This window comes from Streptomyces sp. SP18BB07, assembly GCF_036322545.1.
Lineage (GTDB): Bacteria > Actinomycetota > Actinomycetes > Streptomycetales > Streptomycetaceae > Streptomyces > Streptomyces deccanensis.
Window position 1 is genome coordinate 461,669 of sequence record NZ_JAQYWT010000342.1, and the last position, 21,235, is coordinate 482,903.

General features: G+C 68.3%; 20 protein-coding genes and 1 pseudogene. 16 read left to right on the plus strand and 5 right to left on the minus strand.

The annotated features are described in order from the left end of the window. The 11 genes from PUR53_RS33230 (at nt 1) to PUR53_RS33280 (ending at nt 12,481) form a co-directional block, all read left to right on the plus strand. Nucleotides 1-3,006, plus strand: coding sequence for an ATP-binding protein (locus PUR53_RS33230; protein ID WP_329910712.1), 3,006 nt, complete (start codon nt 1-3; stop codon nt 3,004-3,006). A 41-nt stretch (nt 3,007-3,047) separates the two neighbouring features. After that, entirely contained in the window at nt 3,048-3,719 is a 672-nt protein-coding gene (locus PUR53_RS33235) for a hypothetical protein (RefSeq protein WP_329910713.1), read from the plus strand. 8 nt (nt 3,720-3,727) lie between these two features. After that, nucleotides 3,728-4,246, plus strand: a complete 519-nt coding sequence (locus tag PUR53_RS33240) for a hypothetical protein (protein WP_329910714.1) — start codon at nt 3,728-3,730, stop codon at nt 4,244-4,246. A 58-nt stretch (nt 4,247-4,304) separates the two neighbouring features. Next, nucleotides 4,305-6,521 carry a hypothetical protein gene (locus PUR53_RS33245; RefSeq protein WP_329910715.1) on the plus strand — a complete coding sequence of 739 codons (2,217 nt, stop codon included), beginning with the start codon at nt 4,305-4,307 and terminating at the stop codon, nt 6,519-6,521. 46 nt (nt 6,522-6,567) lie between these two features. Further along, nucleotides 6,568-7,197, plus strand: a complete 630-nt coding sequence (locus PUR53_RS33250) for a hypothetical protein (protein ID WP_329910716.1) — start codon at nt 6,568-6,570, stop codon at nt 7,195-7,197. A 37-nt stretch (nt 7,198-7,234) separates the two neighbouring features. After that, nucleotides 7,235-7,843 carry a hypothetical protein gene (locus PUR53_RS33255; protein WP_329910717.1) on the plus strand — a complete coding sequence of 203 codons (609 nt, stop codon included), beginning with the start codon at nt 7,235-7,237 and terminating at the stop codon, nt 7,841-7,843. Continuing rightward, nucleotides 7,840-9,051: a hypothetical protein gene (locus tag PUR53_RS33260; protein ID WP_329910718.1), complete on the plus strand. Its 1,212-nt coding sequence runs from the start codon at nt 7,840-7,842 to the stop codon at nt 9,049-9,051. The genes PUR53_RS33255 and PUR53_RS33260 overlap by 4 nt, the downstream gene beginning before the upstream one ends. Before the next feature lie 8 nt (nt 9,052-9,059). Further along, on the plus strand, nt 9,060-9,710 hold the full coding sequence (locus PUR53_RS33265; RefSeq protein ID WP_329910719.1) for a hypothetical protein: 651 nt from the start codon (nt 9,060-9,062) through the stop codon (nt 9,708-9,710). Between the two features lie 127 nt (nt 9,711-9,837). Continuing rightward, nucleotides 9,838-11,472, plus strand: coding sequence for a WhiB family transcriptional regulator (locus tag PUR53_RS33270; RefSeq protein WP_329910720.1), 1,635 nt, complete (start codon nt 9,838-9,840; stop codon nt 11,470-11,472). 32 nt (nt 11,473-11,504) lie between these two features. Beyond that, on the plus strand, nt 11,505-11,786 hold the full coding sequence (locus PUR53_RS33275) for a hypothetical protein (protein ID WP_060886765.1): 282 nt from the start codon (nt 11,505-11,507) through the stop codon (nt 11,784-11,786). A gap of 254 nt (nt 11,787-12,040) precedes the next feature. Then, nucleotides 12,041-12,481, plus strand: a complete 441-nt coding sequence (locus tag PUR53_RS33280; RefSeq protein ID WP_329910721.1) for a hypothetical protein — start codon at nt 12,041-12,043, stop codon at nt 12,479-12,481. Between the two features lie 646 nt (nt 12,482-13,127). Here the strand turns inward: PUR53_RS33280 and PUR53_RS33285 are convergent. Next, on the minus strand, nt 13,128-14,390 hold the full coding sequence (locus tag PUR53_RS33285) for a hypothetical protein (protein WP_329910722.1): 1,263 nt from the start codon (nt 14,388-14,390) through the stop codon (nt 13,128-13,130). A 179-nt stretch (nt 14,391-14,569) separates the two neighbouring features. Here PUR53_RS33285 and PUR53_RS33290 point away from each other — a divergent pair, with 179 nt between their 5' ends. After that, nucleotides 14,570-14,995: a hypothetical protein gene (locus tag PUR53_RS33290; protein WP_329910723.1), complete on the plus strand. Its 426-nt coding sequence runs from the start codon at nt 14,570-14,572 to the stop codon at nt 14,993-14,995. Between the two features lie 97 nt (nt 14,996-15,092). Here PUR53_RS33290 and PUR53_RS33295 read toward each other — a convergent pair whose 3' ends face one another. Further along, nucleotides 15,093-15,350 (minus strand): hypothetical protein, encoded by a 258-nt coding sequence (locus PUR53_RS33295; protein ID WP_329899597.1) that lies wholly within the window; start codon nt 15,348-15,350, stop codon nt 15,093-15,095. Further along, nucleotides 15,347-15,646, minus strand: a complete 300-nt coding sequence (locus PUR53_RS33300) for a hypothetical protein (RefSeq protein WP_329899596.1) — start codon at nt 15,644-15,646, stop codon at nt 15,347-15,349. Before PUR53_RS33300 ends, PUR53_RS33295 begins: the two co-directional genes overlap by 4 nt. 182 nt (nt 15,647-15,828) lie before the next feature. Between PUR53_RS33300 and PUR53_RS33305 the strand changes: the two genes are divergently transcribed. Then, nucleotides 15,829-16,077 (plus strand): winged helix-turn-helix domain-containing protein, encoded by a 249-nt coding sequence (locus PUR53_RS33305; RefSeq protein ID WP_329910724.1) that lies wholly within the window; start codon nt 15,829-15,831, stop codon nt 16,075-16,077. After that, complete coding sequence (locus PUR53_RS33310; protein WP_329910725.1) at nt 16,074-16,316, plus strand: GntR family transcriptional regulator; 243 nt, start codon at nt 16,074-16,076, stop codon at nt 16,314-16,316. The genes PUR53_RS33305 and PUR53_RS33310 overlap by 4 nt, the downstream gene beginning before the upstream one ends. Nucleotides 16,317-16,376: 60 nt before the next feature. Here PUR53_RS33310 and PUR53_RS33315 read toward each other — a convergent pair whose 3' ends face one another. Then, nucleotides 16,377-16,940 (minus strand): hypothetical protein, encoded by a 564-nt coding sequence (locus PUR53_RS33315; RefSeq protein ID WP_193379480.1) that lies wholly within the window; start codon nt 16,938-16,940, stop codon nt 16,377-16,379. 61 nt (nt 16,941-17,001) lie between these two features. Here PUR53_RS33315 and PUR53_RS33320 point away from each other — a divergent pair, with 61 nt between their 5' ends. Next, nucleotides 17,002-19,815 (plus strand): hypothetical protein, encoded by a 2,814-nt coding sequence (locus PUR53_RS33320; protein WP_329910726.1) that lies wholly within the window; start codon nt 17,002-17,004, stop codon nt 19,813-19,815. A gap of 37 nt (nt 19,816-19,852) precedes the next feature. Here PUR53_RS33320 and PUR53_RS33325 read toward each other — a convergent pair whose 3' ends face one another. Beyond that, nucleotides 19,853-20,509, minus strand: coding sequence for a Uma2 family endonuclease (locus PUR53_RS33325; protein WP_329899591.1), 657 nt, complete (start codon nt 20,507-20,509; stop codon nt 19,853-19,855). A 287-nt stretch (nt 20,510-20,796) separates the two neighbouring features. On the opposite strand from PUR53_RS33325, the pseudogene PUR53_RS33330 reads away from it, so the two are divergent. Continuing rightward, nucleotides 20,797-21,235, plus strand: a pseudogene (locus PUR53_RS33330) (hypothetical protein); the annotation flags it as partial.

The window sequence follows — 21,235 nt, forward strand, 5'->3', positions numbered from 1 at the left end:
ATGTCCATGTTCCTGTTGATCCTTCTGGGCGGGGCTGCCGCCTTCTTCGTGGTCGCCATGATCATGGCCGCCACGTCGAGCAAGAAGCCGGGCCAGGGCGGTGGCGGTGGTCGGGCGAACTCGTCGGCCGGCCGTTCCAGGTCGTCCTCCGGAGCCGGTGCCTCGGCACGGCGTGAGGACCTCCGGCTGCCGTACCGCTACGCGGACGACATGATCTTCGTCCACGGCGATTCGGTGTGGACCGGCCTCGTCCTGCCCAACGCCATCGACGAGTACCTGAACGCCCAGGAACTCCAGGCGATGGCCGAGGGTCCGCCGCGCGGTCTGCTCAACCTGGCCCGCGGTGACCGCAACGTCGAGTGTCACTACCGCAAGGTGTACCAGCCGATCACCGCGCTGACCTGGGCGGAGGACCTGAACGCGATCGCCTGGGACCCGACGGACAACTACAAGGCCTACAACCTCCGCAAGGCCGAGTACCAGGAGCGCATCGGTGCCAACCGGGAGCGCAACGTCCTGCTGGTGAAGCTGGGTTCGCTCAAGCGCAACAGCGGCGGCTCCGGCGTGATGTCCGAGGACGACGAACCGTACGACGAGCCGGGCCTGCTCCGCGGTGTGCGGGGTGCCGCCGACCACGTGGCCGCGACCGCGACCGGGGTCGCCGACGAGTACCTGTCGCCCTCCGTCGTCGCGGAATGGACACAGGTGGCGATCGAGGTCCACGAAAGCCTGGACACCCTCCGGGGCACCCCGCTCACCCGCGAGGAACTCGTCTGGCTGATCCGCAAGCCCCTCCACGGCGACCTCCCGGTCCCGCCCGAGCCGGTGCTCGGCTCGCGCGCCTGGGGCCCCAACGCCTTCGACCTGGTCGTCGACTTCTCGGGCGAGAACCGCAAGACGCACATCGTCCTGAACCAGTACGACGAGGTCACCGGCGAGCAGCAGACCAGCTACACCACGACCCTGGTCGCCGCCAACTGGCCCGCCGAGACCCGCTTCCGGCAGTCGACGGCGTGGGCGCGATACGCCGCGCAGCACGTGGACTTCCCAGTCGAGATCGACATGCGGTTCACGCTCATCCCGTACCTGAAGTTCAAGGACCGCGCCGACAAGATCCGCGGCAACCTCGTCGACGAGATGAACGACATGGCCAACTCCGGCCGCAGTCCCGACACCAAGCTGGCCCACCAGGTCACCCGCGCCCAGGAGCTCGTCGACGACATCGAGGAGCACAAGATGCCGGGGATGGAGGCGCAGATCCGCTTCACGATCTCGGCTCCGAGCGTGAAGGAGCTGGAGCGCCGCCGCCGGGTCCTGGAGATGCAGTTCAAGCAGGACCTGAAGGTCACGCTGCTGCGCCCGACGCGCCAGCAGTGGCGTCTGCTCCAGTCGCAACTCCCGGGTGACGCGCCGAAGCTCCCCATCGCTCCGTATCTCCGGCTCCAGGAAGTCGAGCAGCTCGGGGCCGGACTCCCCACCGCAGGAACGGAGTTGGGCGACAACCCCGAGCACCGTTCCGGCAAGCGCCTCGGCTGGGTCGGCAACCTGGTCGGCTGGGCGGGCAAGATGCCGGTCCACTACTCGCTGCACGTCGGCCCGGCGCGAAACGACGGCGGTGGCCTGGCGATCGTAGGCGCGTCCGGCGGTGGCAAGTCGTCGTTGGCCCTGCAGAAGTTCTACGAGGAGTCGGAGTCCGGCGTCCGCTGCCTGGTCATCGACCCCAAGACCGACTTCGCCCAGCTCTGCTACTACCTGGCCTTCGGCTCCCAGGTGAACGACCCTGCGTTCTCCGGCGACGCGGAGGCGGGCCTCCTCGGCACCCCGCAGAGCCGGTTCCAGCCGGTGAACCCGGAGTTCTGGGCGGAGACGGAGGTCGTCGACCTCCTCAAGGGCCAGGCGGGCGTCCTGGACCCGTGGGTGATCGCCCGCGACGTCCCGGCCGGCCGTCTGCTGGCCGAGTCGATGCTGCGGGGCTTCCTCGGCGACGAGGACTACCAGCGCGTACGCCTCCCCGTCATCGAGGCGATGGCCACGGTCGTCGGCCGCTACAACTCGGCCATGCGCCAGGCGGTCGACCAGGGCCTGACGGCCCGGGACGCCGACGCGCAGGTCCCCCGCCCGACGCTGTGGCAGGTGGTCGACGAGGTCGTGACGGCGTACGAGCAGGCGCTCGCCTCGGGCGATCGGGAGGCGACGAAGGACCTGAAGCTCGCGCAGATGCTCCTCACCGAGCTGCGCACCCTTCCCTACGCCCGTCTCGCCTTCTCCGAGCAGCCCCAGCCGCTCTCGGCGATGCGCAAGCGCCGTACGGTCATCACCCTGCGCGGCTTCCAGTCCCCCGCGGCTTCCGACCCGCGCAGCTGGAACCCGGCGGAGCGCCTGGCGGCGACGGCCCTGATGGCGGTCGTGGAGCTGGGCAGCCAGATGCTGGACGTCGGCTACGAGAAGAACCCGGTGACCGGCGAGATCGGTCTGCGCCCGAAGGCACTGTTCGTGGACGAGGCGTACGTCGTGACGGCCACGGAGTCGGGCCGCGACCTGATGCGCCGCGCCCTGAAGCAGGGCCGTTCGTACATGGCCGTGACCGTCCTGATCACCCAGCAGGCCATCGACCTCGTCCAGATCGAGGACTCCGAGGCCCGCAGCGGTGGCGCCAACCAGATCCACACGGTCTTCGCCTTCAAGCAGAAGTCGGCACAGGAGGCGTCCCTGGTGGCTCCGCTGCTCGGCCGCCCCGAGGACGACCCGAAGGTCGTGGCCGCGCTCCAGGAACTCCGCACCGGTGTCTGCCTCCAGCGCGACGCCGACAAGCGCGTCGGCACGGTCGCCGTCGACCTGGTCTTCAAGGAGATCCTGGCCGCCACGGACACCAACGGCACGACCCGCCCGGCCCGCCAGGGCGTCAATCCGCCGCTGAGTGTGTGGGATTGGACGTTCCTGCAGGAGGTGGAGGAGGACCCGGCGACGGCGGCACGGTCCGCCACGCCGGAACCGTCGGCGGCATGACGTCTTCCCGAACCACCATCACCCCAGGAGGCCACACCTTCATGTTCCGGTCCAAGACCCTCACCACGAGCGTCGTGTCCCTCGCCCTGCTCACCTCGCTCACCGCGTGCGGATCCGACTCCGAAGAGAGCGACGGCGGTTCGTTCTTCTCCCGCGCCAGCGGTTCGCCCTCCCCCGAGGCCGAGAAAGCGAGCCGCCCCAGCGCCAAGACGCTGAGGGACGTCCAGGAATTCATCACCGGGGCGGGGCTTCCTTGCGACAACCTCACCGATGACGAGTCAGCGAACGGAACACCGCTGGAAGGGTTCCTCGGCCCGGCGGAACAGACCATCAACCCCGATGAGGAGGCCGACCCGTGGGCCATCCGCAAGGCGGGATTCTGCGGGAACACCCGATCCGACATGGGCGGCTGGCTCATCTACCTGCCGAAGGACATGAAGGCGTTCCAGGAGAACTACCGCAAACTGGCCCGAGAGGAGGCGAAGGAGGAAGGCTGGACGAAGGAGAGTCTGGCGGGCGGAAGCTACTTCTTCGGCGCTGACTTCATCATCGACCCCACGAATGAAGTGGCGAGCAGGACTCTGCTCGAAGCGGGCATGTTGCTGGAGAACTGCGATCCGAGCTTCAAAGCTCCCGAGGGATATCAAACGGAGAAAGCGTTGGCGAACGGCTGCGTGCTGACCAACTATCTCCTCGACCCATTGGACCAGTAGGCAGACATATGCGAATCAAGCGAATACTCACAGCAGGCACGGCCGCCCTCACCGCTCTGGTCCTTCTCACCGCCTGCGGCGACGAGGACGACCCCCTGGCAGACCTCGGGCTGCCCTCCGCGTCGGACATGGCTTCCCTAGCCTCCCTCATCAATGAGCACGCAGCCTGTCAGAACCTGGAGGCGGACCCTGCGGACTGGGACTACATGAAGGACGAGGCCAAGGATCCCTCGTGGGGCATCAAGGAACGTGCCCACTGCTTCGACGAGGGCGGTGACGACATCACGCTGTTGCTCCTCGACGACATGCAGAAGTTCCAGAATCAGAGCGCGAAGGCCGAAAAGCAGTTGCTGATCGGGAGGGACTTCGCCGTGGTCCCGGTGAGTGACGAGACGGGCCAGGCACTGGCCCCCAGCAAGATGATGTTCCTGAGCTGTCGACCGGGCTTCACCACTCCCAGCGGTTACAAGAAGATCGACGGGCTCGCCGACGGATGCGTCATGAGCAACTACATCCCGCTTGTCTGACGGCCACAGAACCCACCGCTTTCGCCGTTGACCTCATCCGTCTCCGTTAGGACTTCCGATGCCCCCGCGCAACGCGCTGAGCCGCCGCATTCGAAAAGTCGGCGCAGCCGTCCGTGCCGGCCTCTTCCTGGTGCTGGCACTGATCGCCCTGACCTTGGCCGCGCCGACGTCCGCGTCCGCGGACTTCGCCTGCGACTTCACCGGGGACGAGAGCTATCACAAGGACTCGCCCGGCAGTAACGGCGAGAGCTTCATTCCCGCGGTCAGGCAATGGGAGAACACCGAGTCGGACTGGTTCAAAGAGCAGGAAGAGGATCCCAAGGGGCTCGAAGACGAGTCCAACACCGTCTCCGAAGGTTTCACGGTGCTGGAAAAGGACGCCGCGCGCTACACCTTGTACGAGCTGAACGGCATGCGGGGCCTGAACTGGTCCATGACCTTCAAGGGCAAGGGCAACGCCGCTCAGGAGAACGGCGAGTACGGCAGTGGAGCTGATGACTGCGAGGTCATGGCCTACGTCAACAACGGCCTCGCGAACTCCATCTTCTACGGCACCAAGGTCCTGACCCGGTTCTCGATCTCCGTCAAGGAAATGGCGTCCAACCCGAGTCCGTTCGCCGGACTGTACTCCGGGCGGGACAACGTCGTGACCACGCTCAGGACCAACGTCCTCGAACCCGCCGTAGCGGTCGTGATCCTTCTGGTCGGCCTATGGGTCTTCACGAAGTGGCGTCAGGGCGACATGCGCGAGGTGTGGGCGGGAATCTCCTGGACCGCTATGACCACGATCGCGGTCATCGCGTTTCTGACCGGCAGCACCTACAACACTCTCGTCGCGAGCAGTGACAAATGGATAGCCGAAGCCAACTCGGTGTTCGCCTCGACCGTGCTGTCCGGTGCATCGGGGGTGCCACAGTCGCCATGTGACCTGACGGACGACCGTGGACACGTGGGTCTTCGTCTCTCCAGCTGCGCGATGTACGACACTCTCGCATTCCGGCCCTGGGCCCTGGGCCAGTTCGGGGATGTGGGCAACAACTGCATCTTCAAGGTCAAAGACAACGGGTCGATCGCCGAGGACGGGTCCTGCCACTTCGAGGGCCGGGTCGACAAGTGCTATTGGGGCGCGCAGGACACACCTCGATGCGCGGATCTCCGCGTACGCCAGGCCGTCGCCCAGTCCCAGACCAACATCGAAAAGGGTGTCGACCAATTCAAGGATTGGCAGGACATCCGCCAGGACATCGCCGTCAGCGAGGATGCCGCAGACAAGAGCATCTACCCGGTGGCATTCGACGACTGGACGGGCAAGAATGCCACGGACCGGGTGGGCATCGCCTTCTACTCCCTCGTGGCCGCCTTCATCGTGGGTGTGATGGTCCTCGTACTGAGCGCGCTGACTCTGCTTTGGCACGCGGTCACGTTGATCTTGATCATTCTGCTGCCGTTGATCGCCACCCTCGGTATCCACCCCTCACAGCAGAAGCTCCTCAAGGGCTGGCTGGAGACGTTCGTCCACAGCTTCGTGCTGCGGGCGGGCTTCGGATTGATTCTGACCGTCCTGCTCGTGCTGTATCAGATGATCCTTCCGGCTCAGATCGCCCTGGGTACGCAGCTGTTGATGCTGGTTCTGGTCACCGCCGCCGTGGTGATGATGCTGAAGAAACTGCTCGGCGGTAACTTCAGCCCTCAGTTCGCGGGCGGCGCCGGTGACGCGATGGGCATCCGGGAGGCGGCGAGCGCGGGAAGCGACAAGGTGGTCGCCAAGGGCGAGGCAGCCATGGCCAACACGAGCAAGGCCACCGGGCGGGTAGTGGGTAAGACCGCCGCAGGGGCGGCCAACCTGCTCACCGGGCGCAAGGGCCGTCAGGCGCTCCAGAAGCGCGGCTGGATCGGCATGTCCCAACGAGAGCAGCGCAAGGCCTCCTACGCGGCGTACAAGTCGGGGCAGGAACAGCGCAAGGACAAGAAGGACGCTTCACCGGCCGAGACCGAGCCCCCACAGTCCCCGCCCTCAACCTCTTCCTCCCGTGGTGGCCGTGTCAGCGGTTCCAGCGGTCAGCAGACCTCGCAAGCGACACAAAAGCCTCCGGCTCAGCAGGCATCCCAGAGTTCGCAGACCTCGCAGCAGACTCAGGACCCTCAACCAGAGCCGACCACCCCTCGCCCCCGGGCCAAGGCCCCCGAGCCGTCACCTGCGCCTCGTCCGTCCACGCCGCCGACGCCGACGCCGGCGCCACGCGACCCACGCACCCCTGACGGCCGCGTCCAGTAGACCGCCAGGACCAGCACACGCCCGCCCCACCCCGAGGAGCCACCCCATGCCCGCCCTGACCGCCGACCGCACCCCCGACCAGTTGGTCGGCGAGATGCAGCGGTTCTTCGCCGTGGACTGGCCCACGGTCTGGGCGGGCGTCCCCGAGGACGAGGACAAGCGCGTCCACTGGTGCGCGGGCTTCGGCTGGCGGCCGCTGTGGTTCCAGACGGGGCTACGGGTACGTACTGCACTCGGGGGCCGCTTGCATGTCGTCTCGGCCTCGTTCGGTCAACCGGTGACCCGCGTCGAGCATGTGTTGTGGGCGGCGCGGGCCCACAGCACGGACGAGAACCAGCGGGTCACCGAGCTCACGCAGGCCCGGTGGACGGCCTACCTCGACGCGTTGCACGGCCTCATGGGCGCCCCCGCCTGGGACAGGACCTGGGATGCCTCGGACTTTCCCGAGCTCCCTGGCCCCAGCGCTTGGCCCAGCGCCCAGTGGCGCGCGAAGCACCAGGATCCGTATCGGGTGGCCGTATGGGGCTTCGCGGCACCTGAGGCGCCGCTGATCGAGCTGAGGATGTCCCTCGGCTCGGGCTCGACCACGGGAACCGCACCGGCCAATGCGAGGATCAGCGTCGCCTGCCACGACTCCGCCCACGCGGAGGCCCGACGCCAGGCGCGGCTCGGATGACCCGGGGCCGTACGGAGCACGAGGAAGGCGAGACACGATGACGACGCCCAACATCAATCGCAGCCCTGAGCAGCTGGCAGATGAGCTCAAGGGGCTTGAGCACGTGGACTGGCCCGCTGTCTGGGCTGGGCCGCCCAACCCCGGCCAAGGCCTGGACGACTGGTGCGCGCTGTTCGGCTGGAGGCCCACATCGGCGGAACGGGTCCTCACGGTCCGCACTGCCACAGGTCAGGAGATCGAGCTCACTCCCGTACGTGAGGCGGGCTGGGCACCGGTCGGGCAACTCGGCTGGACCAGTTGGGAGCTGTGGGCACGGAACACGGACCAGAACGACGAGGTCCTCAGGCAGGCGGCCGAGACCTGGGCCGCGTACGTGGCTGCCCTACGTCCGGTCCTCGGTGAACCTGCTTTCGCGGGCGCCTGGGACGACCCTGCTTTCCCGGAGCCGCCGCACGACCGTCACTGGCTCGTGCCGCGCGAGGACCGGCTGGAGGACACAGATCCCTACCGCATGGCCATGTGGCGCGAGGACGGTCCCGAGGGCCGCATCACTGTACTGACCATCGACGTGGGACCGGCCTTGGACCCGGGCGAACTCCGAAGCGCCGTGATCAACGTCAACTGCTATCCGCCGGAGGCCGTGTGATCCACGCACACATGGCGGGAGTCGTCCTGGACGACACCCGCAATCGGCAGCACGAGCCCACCACCACCCTGACCAGGGCTGAGGCCAAGCGGATCGCGGCTCCATTGCGCAAGGGCATCTCGCACCTGCCACGCGAGGAATACCTCGAACGGCTCAGCGCACGGCTCAGGGCGTTCGCGGCTTCACAGGACGTCGATCTCCCCACTCCCGACACCCGTTCGGCCTTCTGGTCCTATCGGCTGGAGAACCACCCGAACCTCGACCTGGAGTCCGGGGAAGAGCTCTACAGCATAAATCTGGCGGCCTCGTACACGGAGGCGCAGAACTCGATCGTGGAAGACACTCTGCGTTACCTGGAGGGCACCCCAGGCGGAAAGGCGCTGGAAGAACTCCATCTATGGGACCCGAAGGTCCGAGCGGCGCTGAAGCTGAACAGGGAGACGGGGCTGTCGGTCGCCTACGAGACTTGGGGCGTTCTCTCCAAGGAGTACGCGGCCACGACCGAGAACGAAGCCCTCTTCTTCATGGCGGAGCTCAATCCTGGGGCGGTCGCTTACCAGACAGAAGCCCCGCAGCTCCGCCAGGACGGCAAGCTGGATCTCGTCACCTTCATGTACCCGCCGCCCATGGAGAAGTACGCGGATCTCGCCCCGGAGACACAGGAGTTGCTCGCTTCCGACGCCGTTCGAGCGCAGGTTCACACCTTCTGGTACGACGAGGCCAGCTCCAAGTACACCCCGCTGACCAAAGCCGGCCACCTCGACCTTGAGCACCTCAAGTCGCTCCCCACCCCGGAGGCGCAGCGTGCTGCCGTTCTTGAGGTGTGCGCCCGGGTAGCGGCGATGGACGGCCCCGCACGCGCGGGCGACGTCGAGAGATACATAGAAGAGATCAAGGATTTGCGCCCGGACCATGAAGTGGTCCTGCCCAGCGCCTCAGACCTGGCATGGGCAGCTGAAGGCCGTGAGCAGCCCCAGCACACAGTCAGCACCCACGGGGTCTACCTACCGGGCGTGGAAGTAAATGCCAAGGTGGCCGCTCAGCCGAGCACACCGTCGGAAGCCGCGCCGCAGGCCGTCGCCGGCATGCACTTCCTGCCCGGGGTCACCCTCAAGCCGGCCCCGGCCCCCACCACTCCGGCCCCCACCGCGCCCGTACAGGCCCCGCCCGCCCCCGAGCAGGCGCAGGCCGCCGGCATGGGAGAGTGACCAGCCCCATGAGCCGCACCCCAGACGCACGAACCAGCAGTATCGGCAGTCGCGGTGCGTCCCGCCTCCGCCGCCTCCTCCACCAGGACAAGACCGACCCCTGGGCCGTACGCATGCTCCCCCGCATCGTCTTCGGCCTGGCCGCCGCCTACACCCTCTTCTCGATCGCCTCGCAGAGCGGCTCGTCCTTCGTGATGGTCTGCGCCCTGCTGCTCCTCGGCGGAGCCGTCTGGCTCCTCCGCCGCCGCACCCAACTCCTCCTGGCCCTAGCCTCGACGATCCTCGCCACCGCCTTCACCGGTTACTTCTCGGCGGTGGGTGAATCGGCCCGGATGACCACGAGCGCGGCCGTCACCGGAACCGCCGCGTTCGGCTACTGGGCCCTGACCGGCATGGCCCTGCTCGGCGCCTGGATGGTGAAGGAGCACCCGGGCCGGCGCGGGGTCACGGTCGTGCTCGCCGATGTGATCCTGGTCATCGGCTCCGTCGTCGGCATGTTCGTTCCGGAGGCGGGCGTGCCCATCGGTTTCGTGGGTGTGCTCGGAGTGCTCGCCGTACGCGGCGCGTCCGCGAAGGCCATGACGGCACGGGTCAGACGGCTGGGCCAAGCCCTCCGTCGATCGCGACCCCGTGACGCCCGGAAAACGGCGGACAGTTGAGGCCCTTGTGAACGGTTCGTCACGACACTGTTCGTTTCCGGCCAGCCCTTTGCACATGCGTTGCATGGGTTTGACAATTTGTTCTAGAGTCCCCCGCGATCACAGATCACCACGGGGGATATTACTCATGCGTATGGCGAGCCATACGACGCTGGCCAGGCTGCCCGTCCGCCCCGCCCGCAAGGCGGCCGTACGGGAAGCCCACATACCCGACGCGGCCCTGCCGTGCCGGCGTCGGCCGGACGTCTTCCAGCACCCGCTTCTGGACAACTCGGAGCACCCGCACGGCCTTTACGCCCCGGACGCCACAGCGGCGGCAGCCCCAAGCGTCTCGCCCGATCAGCGTCGCCAGCATCTCGTCCTCCTCCGCACCGCCCGCGACCTGTGCGCCTCCTGCCCCCTCTGGGCGGAATGTCTGCAGGACGCCGTCGCGTACGCCGAGCCGTACGGCTACACGGCGGCCACCACCCGCGAGGACCGACGCGCCCTGCGCCGCATGCTCGACCTCGGCGACGAGAACGGCGACCTGCCGGCCCACGCCGCGGTCCCCTTCGACTCCGGCTCCGTGCCCCGACGCCTGACACGGCTGAGGTCCCGCGCCGACGAGTCCACGGCAACGCGCACCGGAGGCCGCCGACCGACCGCCCCGGACCTTCCCGAACTGGAGCGGATCCTCGACGCGTTCGACCAGCTCCAGGGGCTCCAGGGTCAACTGGCCCATGATCAAGGCCTGTTGAAGGCACGCCCGTCGCGCGCCGCCTTGACACCGCTGTTGCATTCGCACACCACCACACAGCCGACTCACAGACAGACGCCCCCTCCGGGCGGGCCGTCGCACCCACCCAGACCGTCGAACGACAGGAGCGAGGAACCCATGGCAGCGGCCGAGGCCGGGCAACGGATCACCTTCTCGTACGAGGATCCGGCCCTGGCCGTACGGCAGGCCGTGCTCGGCCCGCTGGTCCGCTCCGCTCTCCCCGCGCTCACGAGCCTCGAACAGCTCGTCGCGATGCTGACGTGCATGCCCGGCGGCGACACCGGTCCCGAGGCCCCCCATGACATCCCGGCCGTACGGGAAGCCGTCGAGTCACTGCTCCCCGACCACGGCGAAGCCCCCTCGGACGCCGACGGGGCACCTCTCCCTCCCCGCCGCCCCCTCACCGGCTCCGTCTCCGTCGAACTCGCCACCACCGACCCGGTGGCCGCCCTCCGCCGCGACTTCCTGGAACCACTGCTGCGCGAACTGGCCGCCACGCTCGCGAACATAGAGAAGGTCGCCACCATGCTGGCCGCCGCCTCGGACGACACCGGCGACACCCACCTGACCACGATCCGCACAGCCGTCCGCGAGATCCACGACCGCCTCCCGCGCTCGGTCACGCCCACGGCCCACCCGGCGGCACACCCCCTGCACGGCGGCCATCCGCCCGTGGGAACCGGAGCGGGAGCAGGAGCGGGGCAGACCCGCCGCACCCCCTCCACCCCCAGCATCCGCGCGGCCGTCGAGAAGGCCGTCGCCGGCTTCCCCGGCGCCTTCTCCGCCCGCGACGTCCTGCGCGCCCTCCCCTCCGGCGTCTACGGCGACCCGTCGAAGACCATCAGCAACGTCCTGTCCGCACTGGTCAAGTCGGGCCGCCTGCAACGCCTCTCGCGCGGCACGTACGCTCGCGTCCTGGACGTCGTGAACATCGAGAACATCGAGAACGTCCAGGACATCGACGCCACCCTCCTCCCCGAGCGGGGAGAGGCGAAGAGCGCCTGACCCGAGCGAGCCGGAAGGAACCCCAACCCCCGATGACCGAACCGTTCCCGCCCCAGGGCCCGCCCCCGCCGACCGCGGACCCCGCCGCGTCCGACGCCCAGGTCCACGTCTTCTCCCCCAACGCCGGCCTCATCGACGGCGTCCCGGTCACCGCCCCGCCCTACGGCGACATCCAGGACGTCGTCCTGTCGATCCTCCAACAACGCGCCCAACAACTCGGCGCCCCCACCCCCGCCACAATCACGGACAACCGCTACGGCGGCGCGATCCGCCTCCTGATCCACCCGGACGGAACGACGGAACAGCTGGACTGAGGACCGACGGGCTCCGGACGACCATCGCAGACTTGTCCAACCCAACCGCCCGCGGCCTGGAGAAGTTGGAGACTCTGTTCCGCAGGCGGCTCAAGAGCTGCAGTACCGGCGTGGCGTCCCTTTGCAGCCTTCGGGCTGGGCCGTCCGCCTCCATCATCATGACGATGGTGAGCGTGGAGTGGTGAAAGCTTCGTCATCCCGACAGCAGAGCGATAGGACGCCTGCAGCCGCAGGCGATTCCACAGAGGGGACCCGTGGGGAACGAAGAAGCAAGCCTCGAATACAGCGTCTGGGGGACGATCGAGCTGCACCCGCCAGTCCCGCTGGCACAGTTGTGGGGCCTGGCCGACCAGGATGCGTTCTGGGACAAGCTCGCCACCACGCCCCATGAGGCGGACGAGCTGGAGCCCCCGGCGACGGCCCGTCAGCCGGCTTGGGAGTTCGTCCCGGACGAGGATGCGGGCACCGACGACCAGGGCCGTCCGCGGGCCATCAGATATCTCCGGGTGAACGACCAGGATGTCACGCGTGCTGAGGTCGACCGCCGACTGCGGGACGTGGCCAGGTCGGTCGGCGCGAACCACGCATTCCACGGCCGCCTTCGCTATGAGGGATATACCGACGACGGCGAGATCTGGCTGCGCAGCGGCAGCGGGTCGCCGGTGTGGCGCGACACGACGCCCCGGTACTGGTGACGTCGCTCCCAGGGCGCGGTCCTGACGGCCCCTCGGCATGGCGCTCTGCCGCCGCAGACACCGTTGCCGGTCCATGGCGGTCTGCCACAACGGCACGGTGGCGTCGACGGATTCCCTCTCCTTCGACGCGAAGCAGCTGATCGACCGAGATGGGCACCCGAGCCCTCCCCGCCGAGACCGGCCCCCCACTTCGCCCCGGTCGCCCGCCGCAGCCCCCTGCGCGCACAGGCAGTGGCAGTGTCATCGGTCCAGACGGGCGACGAGCGTGGCGTGGAAACGGAGGTCGACCATCCTGGAGCGCTGACGCCGCCCGGACCAGGCACGGGAAACGGCCGCGCAGACGGAAACCGGAGTCCCCGGGAGCGCCACCCCGCCGCAGGGGGAGGCGCAGCCGCGGCAACAGCCTCACGACCGTGACAGTGACCCCTGTCGCCCATCCCTGTGGTGACTACTCCACCAGACGAAGAACCGCCCGCACATCGTCGCTCGTAGGGTCCAACCCCTTGTCATCCACCTCGGTCACCTCATACGCATGACCCGCGACGAGGTCCTTCGGCGGCGGCTGCTCGCGAACTGCGAAGGCCTTTCATCAACATCACCTGCCGCCCACCCGAGATCTGATGCGCACGACATCGCGGCGCAGCGGTCAGATGACGCGGGGTGTGGCCGGACGCCAGATCCGCAGGTCGAGCTGTGCGGCTTCGCCTTCGTAGCTCCGCTCCAGGAATCCGCCCTGCATGAAGAGCCCGATGGCGGGAGCGGGCTCGCCCGTCGAGGGCCATATCGCCACCCAGCGGGTGTCGATAGGGAACCGCAGCCCCTGGCTCCGGCTCTTCCACTCCTTCGGGTACCCCGATCCGTGGGGGGAACCGCAGTACCCGGGTTCGCCCAGGATCTCGGTGGCGGCCGCCACGCAGTCCGTCCACAGGCTGTCGGCGGGATCGAGCACGTTCCTGTGGTGACGGGGCGAGGGCCTGGAGCTGATCCTCCAGAGCTTTGCCTCCAGCCAGTTCACACGTGCGGGGTAGCGGAGCACCGGAGGTAGCCACAGCGAGAGACCTTCCCCTGTGGTGACGGAGACGCACTGTGTTGTGTCGACGCCGGACACGGTCCAGCCGAGTCGCCGCGCCCAGCGCTCCAGTTCGTCGAGCGAGGCGAATGCCCGGTTCCACCGGTGGTCGCCGAAGATCACGTCCCAGTCCCAGGCCGAGACCGCTCGCAGTTGGGTGGCCACGTCCTGCCAGGTCGTGTCCGGCATGTCCACCGGGTCAGGATCGCCGAAGATTCGCCGGGCCCCTGGAGCCGTCCCCCTGCGGGTGACGTCGACGACCTTCTCCACCTCGGCATCGCTGTCGTCCAGGACGATGCGCGCGGGATCGTGCAGCTTCAGGTTGACGGAGTGCCGGCCGTAGACGTCGGCGAAAACCTCGATGGTGACCACTGCGGAGCCGGGCTCCGGCGGATTCCACACGGCCAGCCGGTACGGGTTGTATCGCCGCCGCTCGTCAGGAGACCCGTACCTGCGGCCGAAGCTGACGGGAAATCTGGCGCCGTCCCAGGCCCCCTCCCATGTCGGCGCGCCGAGAACACGCCGAGCGGCCGCCAGGTACTCGGCCCACGCCATGGCCGCCTCATCCGCTTCCCTGTCGTGCACCCCCCTGTGCGGGTCAGGATCGCCGCCGGTCCACAGCCGATGGGAGGCCTGGTCGTAATCCCGCGCATGGGACGTCGGGGTGGCGAGGTGATGCCGTTTCCCGGTGCGGGTCTGCACCGTGATCGGCCCCCAGTCGTTGGTGCGCCACCGGAAGTCGATCACCTTCCAGTCGAACTGGGCGAGCCAAGCGGGGTCGGGCTCATAGCCTCCGCCTGCTCCCGGCCAGACCTTCCGCCAGTCGACTTCGGTCAGCACGGCGAGCTCCGTCGCCAGCTCCTCCGTTGTCGTGTGGACCTGAGGACCGGATACTGGCTCGCTACTCACAACGGACAAGAAAACCAACTCCCTCGGACAGGGGTCCGCCTACAACGACCGATCCGCACGCTCGCCGAACCCCTCACCATTATCGTCTACTAGACGATAATATCTAGATCATGAACAGCCCGGAACCGCAAACACCCTCCGCCCCTTCCGAGGTGACGGATCCCGAACTGGCCCAGCGAGCGGCGGAACTGGCCGTCGGCTGGGTCTCCGCCGTAACCTCCCTGTCAAAGGACAGACAGGACCAGGGGTGGCAATTGGTCGCCTTGCAGCACTCCGGCTCCGGACACATGGAGATGTACGCCTGGGGGGCAGTCGAGACCTGGGAACGCCGACTGGCCGAGACGCTCGCGACGGCCGATGACTCCGCGGAAGGCCGCGCCCGAATTGCCAGGGCGAAGGAGGATACGGTCTCCCAGATGCACGACATGCTCCTCTCCGGCATCCGTACAGCGGAGCAACTCAACACCCACCGAGAGGAAGCACACCAGGTCGACCCCCGCGCCGACCTACGACGCTTCATCAGCCGCAACGAATGAACGCGGAACGGCACGGCGAGCGGTGAGCGGTGGGCGCCCAGGAAGACCCTGACCACCCACCGCCGCTACGGCTCCACGGTTCGGCGGCCTTCCCCCGTCACTGCCTCTCCATGGCCATGATGCCGACGCATTCCTCGAGCGCGGCACACAACGCCGGTACGAAGGCGGCAAGTTCGGCGTCCGACGCCTTCCCCACCTCCAGCACGGCACCCACGACCGCCACCAGCACGGCGGCGGCTTTCAAGGCCTGCGCGTCGGCCAGCGCTTCGAGAACGCCTCCGCGCCGCGTGTCCGCGAAGGCCTCCCGGCCGGTCGCCGAGTCCACGCCGAGGCTGCGAAGTCGCGGCCCGCTCATACGGCGGCCTCCCAGGAACTGCAGTCCTGCCCCATCGTCGCCAGCACCGCCGCCCGACGCCGCGCCCGCTGCAGACGCCGACGATCGAGCTCGTCCCGCTCACGCTCCCAGACGACGACGTAGGGCCGGACGAGGGGCGACCCATCGACCCTGACGATGTCGCCGAGAAACGGACACGGGGGCGCGGGCCGGTATGCGGGAACAGGCGGGCAGGCGGGGGCGGGCGCCGCGACGGCACGGTGCACCCCGCGAGCAGGCAGGAAAAGGCTCAGGATCGCGGCCAGTAGGCTGCGCATAGGTCGACTCCTGTGTAGTCGGCTGAGCCCCGGCAGGGAAGCTCTCACCCTTCCCGCCGGGGCGCTTTCATGTCCCAGGATAAGCACAATCTGCTACCTGTGCACAGTGCGCTCTGTATGCACAGTCCGCACAGTGTGCTACCCAGTGCGCGTAACGCACTGCCCGCACAGATCATCGATGCATGGTTGAGTACGAGTGGGTGCGTATCGCGAGGGACCTGGAGCGCCGGATCCGTAGCGGGGAGATCCCGCCCGGCGGTCGGCTTGAGAACGAACGCGCGCTGGCTGATGTGCACCAGGTCAGTCCTGGAACAGTACGGCGCGCTGTGCGTGACCTGCGCGAACGAGGATTGGTCGAGACGCTGGCTGCCAAGGGGACGTATGTTGTCGACCCGCTGCCGCCCGTCTCCGGGGAAACGTCCACTCGATGATCCTTGACCGTACGCGCCCGCTGTGGCGGCAGATCGCAGCGGAGATCATCCGGCGCATCGAGGACGGCACGTATCCGCCAGGGAGCCGGGTTCCGTCCACCCTGGAGATCGCCCAGGAGTTCGGCGTGGTGAACGCGACGGCGGCGAAGGCCATGCGGCATGTTCGGGAGCAGGGCTGGACACGGGGCGAAGTCGGGCTGGGGACGTTCGTGGCGGACCAGCTGCCCCCGCCCTCATGAGCCACGGCCCAGGCTCAGCCGCCCTCGGCCCGGTTCGCGGGCAATCCGCCCTCCCGTGCCCTACGCGGAGGGCCCCGAACCGTTGCTGACCTCGTCGATGTCGTTGAGGACCGCCCGCGCAGCTCGCACGTTCAGCTCCAGAATGTCGCGGTCATAATTTCCCGGATCGCGTCGATAACGAGCCTTACCCACCTCGGACGTAAAGGCGCCGGCCGGAATGGCATTCTCGCCCGGCGGGAGGAACTTCAGCATCTCCTCGTACGCCGCGACGACATAGGCGATCGCGTCGCGAAACTGATGATGCTCGGCCTCAGGCGTGTTGAGGAGCTGAATTCCAGTGGATTCAGCAAGTCGACCCGCGACTGCCTCAAACTCCCCTGGGTCGATGATCTGCGACGGCTCCGGACCACCGAAAGCCGGCGGCGGCGGTGGAACCTCTTCCGCCATGCGGAACTCGAAACGGCGGGTTCTTTCACACTGCCTGCAAGCACCCTCGTACACCGCGACAAGGACGTCGCCGCGCAGCTCCAGCCGGTGCTGACGGTCGAAGTCCCCCGACCCGCACTCACAGCGATGCAGGTCCATGTACAGGTGGGCTTCGGCCGATGAGCGCGCTGTCAACATGACATGATCCTAAGGGTTGTTCGGCGCATTCGTCTGCGCGGATACGGGGGAGGAACATCACGTGGACACGACGGTCACCGACACGCGGTTGCGAGCCCGGCAAGCCGCCCTGATCGCAGCGGTGAAACGTGAACTTCCGACCGTGGCATCCGTCGTGCTCGGAGAGCGATTCAAGTCGATCGACGAGAGACGCTCGGACGACGGGAGAGAGTACTTCGCCCTGGAGGACGCCCAGGGCGGCTCGGCAAGTTTGTGGCTGGACGCCATTCCGATGGCCTCCGGAGTGATCTCCAGCACGATGACGAACACGACGACGGATCAGTACGTCGTGCAGATATCCGACCGTCTGCCCAGCGAATTCCTGACCCGTGTTCTGGCTCACGAGGTGGGCGAACTCATCGCCACTCGTGACCGGTCGAGTCAGGGTCTGGCGCCGGTGCGCGAGAACCTCCTGAACCAGGAGCCCGACATCGGCAACCGGCACGAACTGTCGAGCCGGGATCACGGACGTATCGCCGAACTGAACTGGCTCGCAGCCCGCGCATCCGAACCTACCCTCGCGGAGGAGCACCAGGCCGAGGCACGTGCCGACCTCTCAGCTCTGCTCGACCGGTGTGGTCTCCGGCCAGTAGCGCCCATGGCCGACTCAGAGCGGTTCACGACCGAGTCCCGGGCCGCGAACAGACGGTACGTCGTGTCGAACGACCTCCTCTCCTCCGATGCGAAACGCCTCGTCGCCACCCTCGCCCACCCCATAGAACACCTCGACCCCACCGACGCCACCGCCCTCCAAGCCTCCCGCGACGCCGCCCTCCGCGCCGAGCGCCAGGTAGAGGCCTTCATCGGCCGACGCGAAGTCACCATGCCCATGCCCGGCTACGACCAGAACGGACTCCCCCTCCCCCGCGACCAGTTGAAGGCAGCCTCCGTGCAATGGGCCGAGTACCGCGCCCAGGTCAGCACCCGCACCGAGGAGGCCATCGAAGGGCAGTTGGCGAAGGGGGAGTTCCCCACCCGCCGCGTGGTGATCGGCGGCGGGGCCAGCCTGACAGGACGGGACCCGGACGCGCTGCTGATCGACGCGGCGGGCCGGTGGCACCTGGACCCCGGCCAGGGCATCGTGCAGTCGGCGGATCAGGACCGGGACCTCGCCCAGTGGATGGGAGTCGACCCGCACTCCACGGTCGAGCACCCCGGGCACCGTCTGCCCATCGACGCCGTACGGATCTGGGAGGACCAACTCGCCACCCGGGGAGACGTGGTGAACGGCCACGCCCGCCTGCGGCTCGGCCGGAACGGCGAACTTCTCGCCGAGATCCAGCGACCGGCCGAGGACGGCAAGGAGGCCCCACCCCCACTGTGGGTGGCCTGCGACGGCGTCCCGAGCATCGCCACCGGTCTGACCCCCGAGGTCGTCCCCGGCATGCCCCGCGGAGACGACGGCGTGGAGAGCCGCGCCGAGGCCGTGCGGCTGATCGATGACCGGCTGCGGGAGTTGGAGGACGAGGGCCTGCCCCACGCGGGCGACCTACGGACCTGGCTGACCGACGCCGAACGGGGCGGCACGGACGCCCGTACGGTGCTCGACGTCCTGAAGTCCTCACCGCTGATGGAGGCCCTCACCGCCGGCCTCGGCCCCGGCAAGGCCCGCATCGACAACTGCTTCGGCGCCCTCGCCGCGACGGGGAAGTGGGAGACGGCACGGGAGGAGGCACCGGGCCGGGCGCTGCTCGGCGACGAAGTCGCCGAGAACCGCTTCGACGCGCGGAAGACGAAGGACTGGGTCGTCGCGGGCTCCGGCGGCACCGGAGTCGCCAACGCCGAGATCATCCTCACGCAGAACCCGGACGCCCACGTCACGGTCATCGGCGCGCCTCCACCGTCGGCCCTGCGGCACCAGGTCCAGTTCCCGGCGATGGAGAAGGCGTACGGCGGGCCCGACGAGAAACGGCTGACCTTCATCACGGCGCGGCTGGGCGCCATCGAGACGTACTGGGACGAGGAGGCCGAGGAGACCCGCTTCCAAATCGCCTACGAGGAAGGGGAGGGCAAGAACATACAGCGAAAGGTGGTGCGGGCCGGCGGCTACGTCGCCAGCCTCGGCCGTACCAACCCGCTCCCGCCCGCCCTCCAGGTCCTCGCGAACGAGGTCCGGGACCGGAGCGGTGAGATCTCCGGCGACCTGCAGTTCGACAAGGACGACCAGTACATCGGCTACGGCCTCACCTTCACCGTCGACGGCAAGGAACACCGGGTCGACGTGGACGGCGCGGCCTCCTGGCAGCTGCCACGCGAGATCTTCGCCCCGGAGTCGGGCCTCCAGCAGCAGTTGAACGAGATGGGCCTTCGAGGTCTGCCCTCCGAGACGGGCAACGCCGCTCCCGGCTTCTCCCCGGTCGCCCGCCAGAGCGCCCTGCGCGCACGAGCCGTGGCAGCGGCGCAGGCGGGCGACGAGAGCGCCGTGCAACGGAGGTCGACCATCCCGGAACGCTGGCGCCGCCCGAACCTGGCTTCGGAATCGGCCGCGGAGATGGAAACGGCCACGGAGACGGAGACGGAGACGGACGCACCGGGCGGGGACCCCGCGAGCGCCACCCCACCGCAGAGGGAGGCACAGCCGCGGCAACAACCCCCCACCGCCGAACGGACCCCGAGCGCTCCCACCCCCGACCGACCGGAACCCACCACACCCACCCCCGACCGACCGGCATCCACCACACCCACCCCCGACCGAGCCGCGCCCGACATCCCCCTCTGGGAAGTCGGCATGCGTCCACGCGGCACCCCCGGGGCGCCGCGCCCCACCACCCAGCAGCCCCAGCAACTGCCACCCGACCACGAGCGCCCCGGCCCAGGGCTCGGCGTGGGCGACTGACCGGGTCGCCCGAGGACGTCACCGGCCGGGCCGGGAGTCAGTCCCGCTTCGCCCCCGTGATCGCCTCTCCGATGACGAAGCCCTTGGCAGGCCCTTCCGGGATGACGACCTCCGTGCCGTACGGGACACGGTGGATGTCTTCCCAGTCGGCCACATCGGGACGGGGCTGGGTGAAAAGCGTGACCGCGCCCCCGCCGTCGTAGTCATCGATGGTGACGTACACCGGAATTCCCGCGCGAGCGTACTCACGGCGCTTCTTGATCCGGTCGCGGTCCTGATTGTGCTTGCCGGGAGAGACGACCTCGACGATGAGCCGAACGGCTGAGGCAACGATGCCCAGGCCGTCAGCGGTCACGTACCGCTCGCTGTCCCGCGGCACGACGAACAGATCCGGTACCCACACGCGGCCTTCGTGGATGATGTTCCCGTCCTGTCTCGCGACGAAGTCCCCACCCCTCAGGTGATCGGCCAGGTCGTCCCGGAAGAGGTTGACGGTCTGACTGTGCGAGTGACGGCCGGTGGGCGACAACTCGATGGCTCCCTCGATGATCTCGGCTCGGTAGCCCTCGGGGAGTTCGATGGCCTTCCATGCCTGCCACACGACTTCGTCCAGTTCGGAAAGGGACGAGACCGGCTCGGGGTCGGTCCTGATCTCAGGCATGGCCTCCGGCCTCTCATGCATCAGCGCGGTCATGGTGTGGCACCTCCTCTCAAGTGTGGGCTTGGCGTGCTCAACCCACAAGCAACGCCGCCACGCTAGGCGGCCACACAGGCTCACCTGCGAAAACGCCCTCGCTTCACTCGAACTGGTGACGCAGAAAACGACCCCCCGCATCCCCCGCCTCGAACCACCGCCCTCCGCGAACCACCCTCCCCTTCTGCCCCGCCACCCCGTACAACCATCCCCCCACCCCAACCGTCTGATCATCGTCGGCGGTGTCACCCGCCGACGACGATCGGCACCCCTCTCTGAAGGACCCCATGACCTCAGTCAGACGCTCGACGGCGGCCGCAGCCACCGCCGTCGTGCTCGCCACCGTCGGCGGCCTGCTCGCGGTGTCCGCCACGACGGCGAACGCGGCCGTCACCTGCACCTCCCCCGTCTTCAAACGGCAGCTCTTCGCCAACACGACGTTCTCCGGCACCCCGAAGAAGACGGACTGCGACAGCGCGATCGACCAGAACTGGGGCACCGGCGCCCCCGCCACCGGACTCCCGACCAACAACTTCGGCGTCCGCTGGACCCTCACCCGCGACTTCGGCTCCGGCGGCCCCTTCGCCCTCTCCGCCTCCGGCCTCGACGGCATCCGCGTCTACCTCGACCCCGGCACGACCGGCGCCCGCAAGATCGACCTCTGGAAGAACGGCACCACCACCGTCTCCAAGACCGTCAACCTCACCATCCCCGCCGGCAAACACA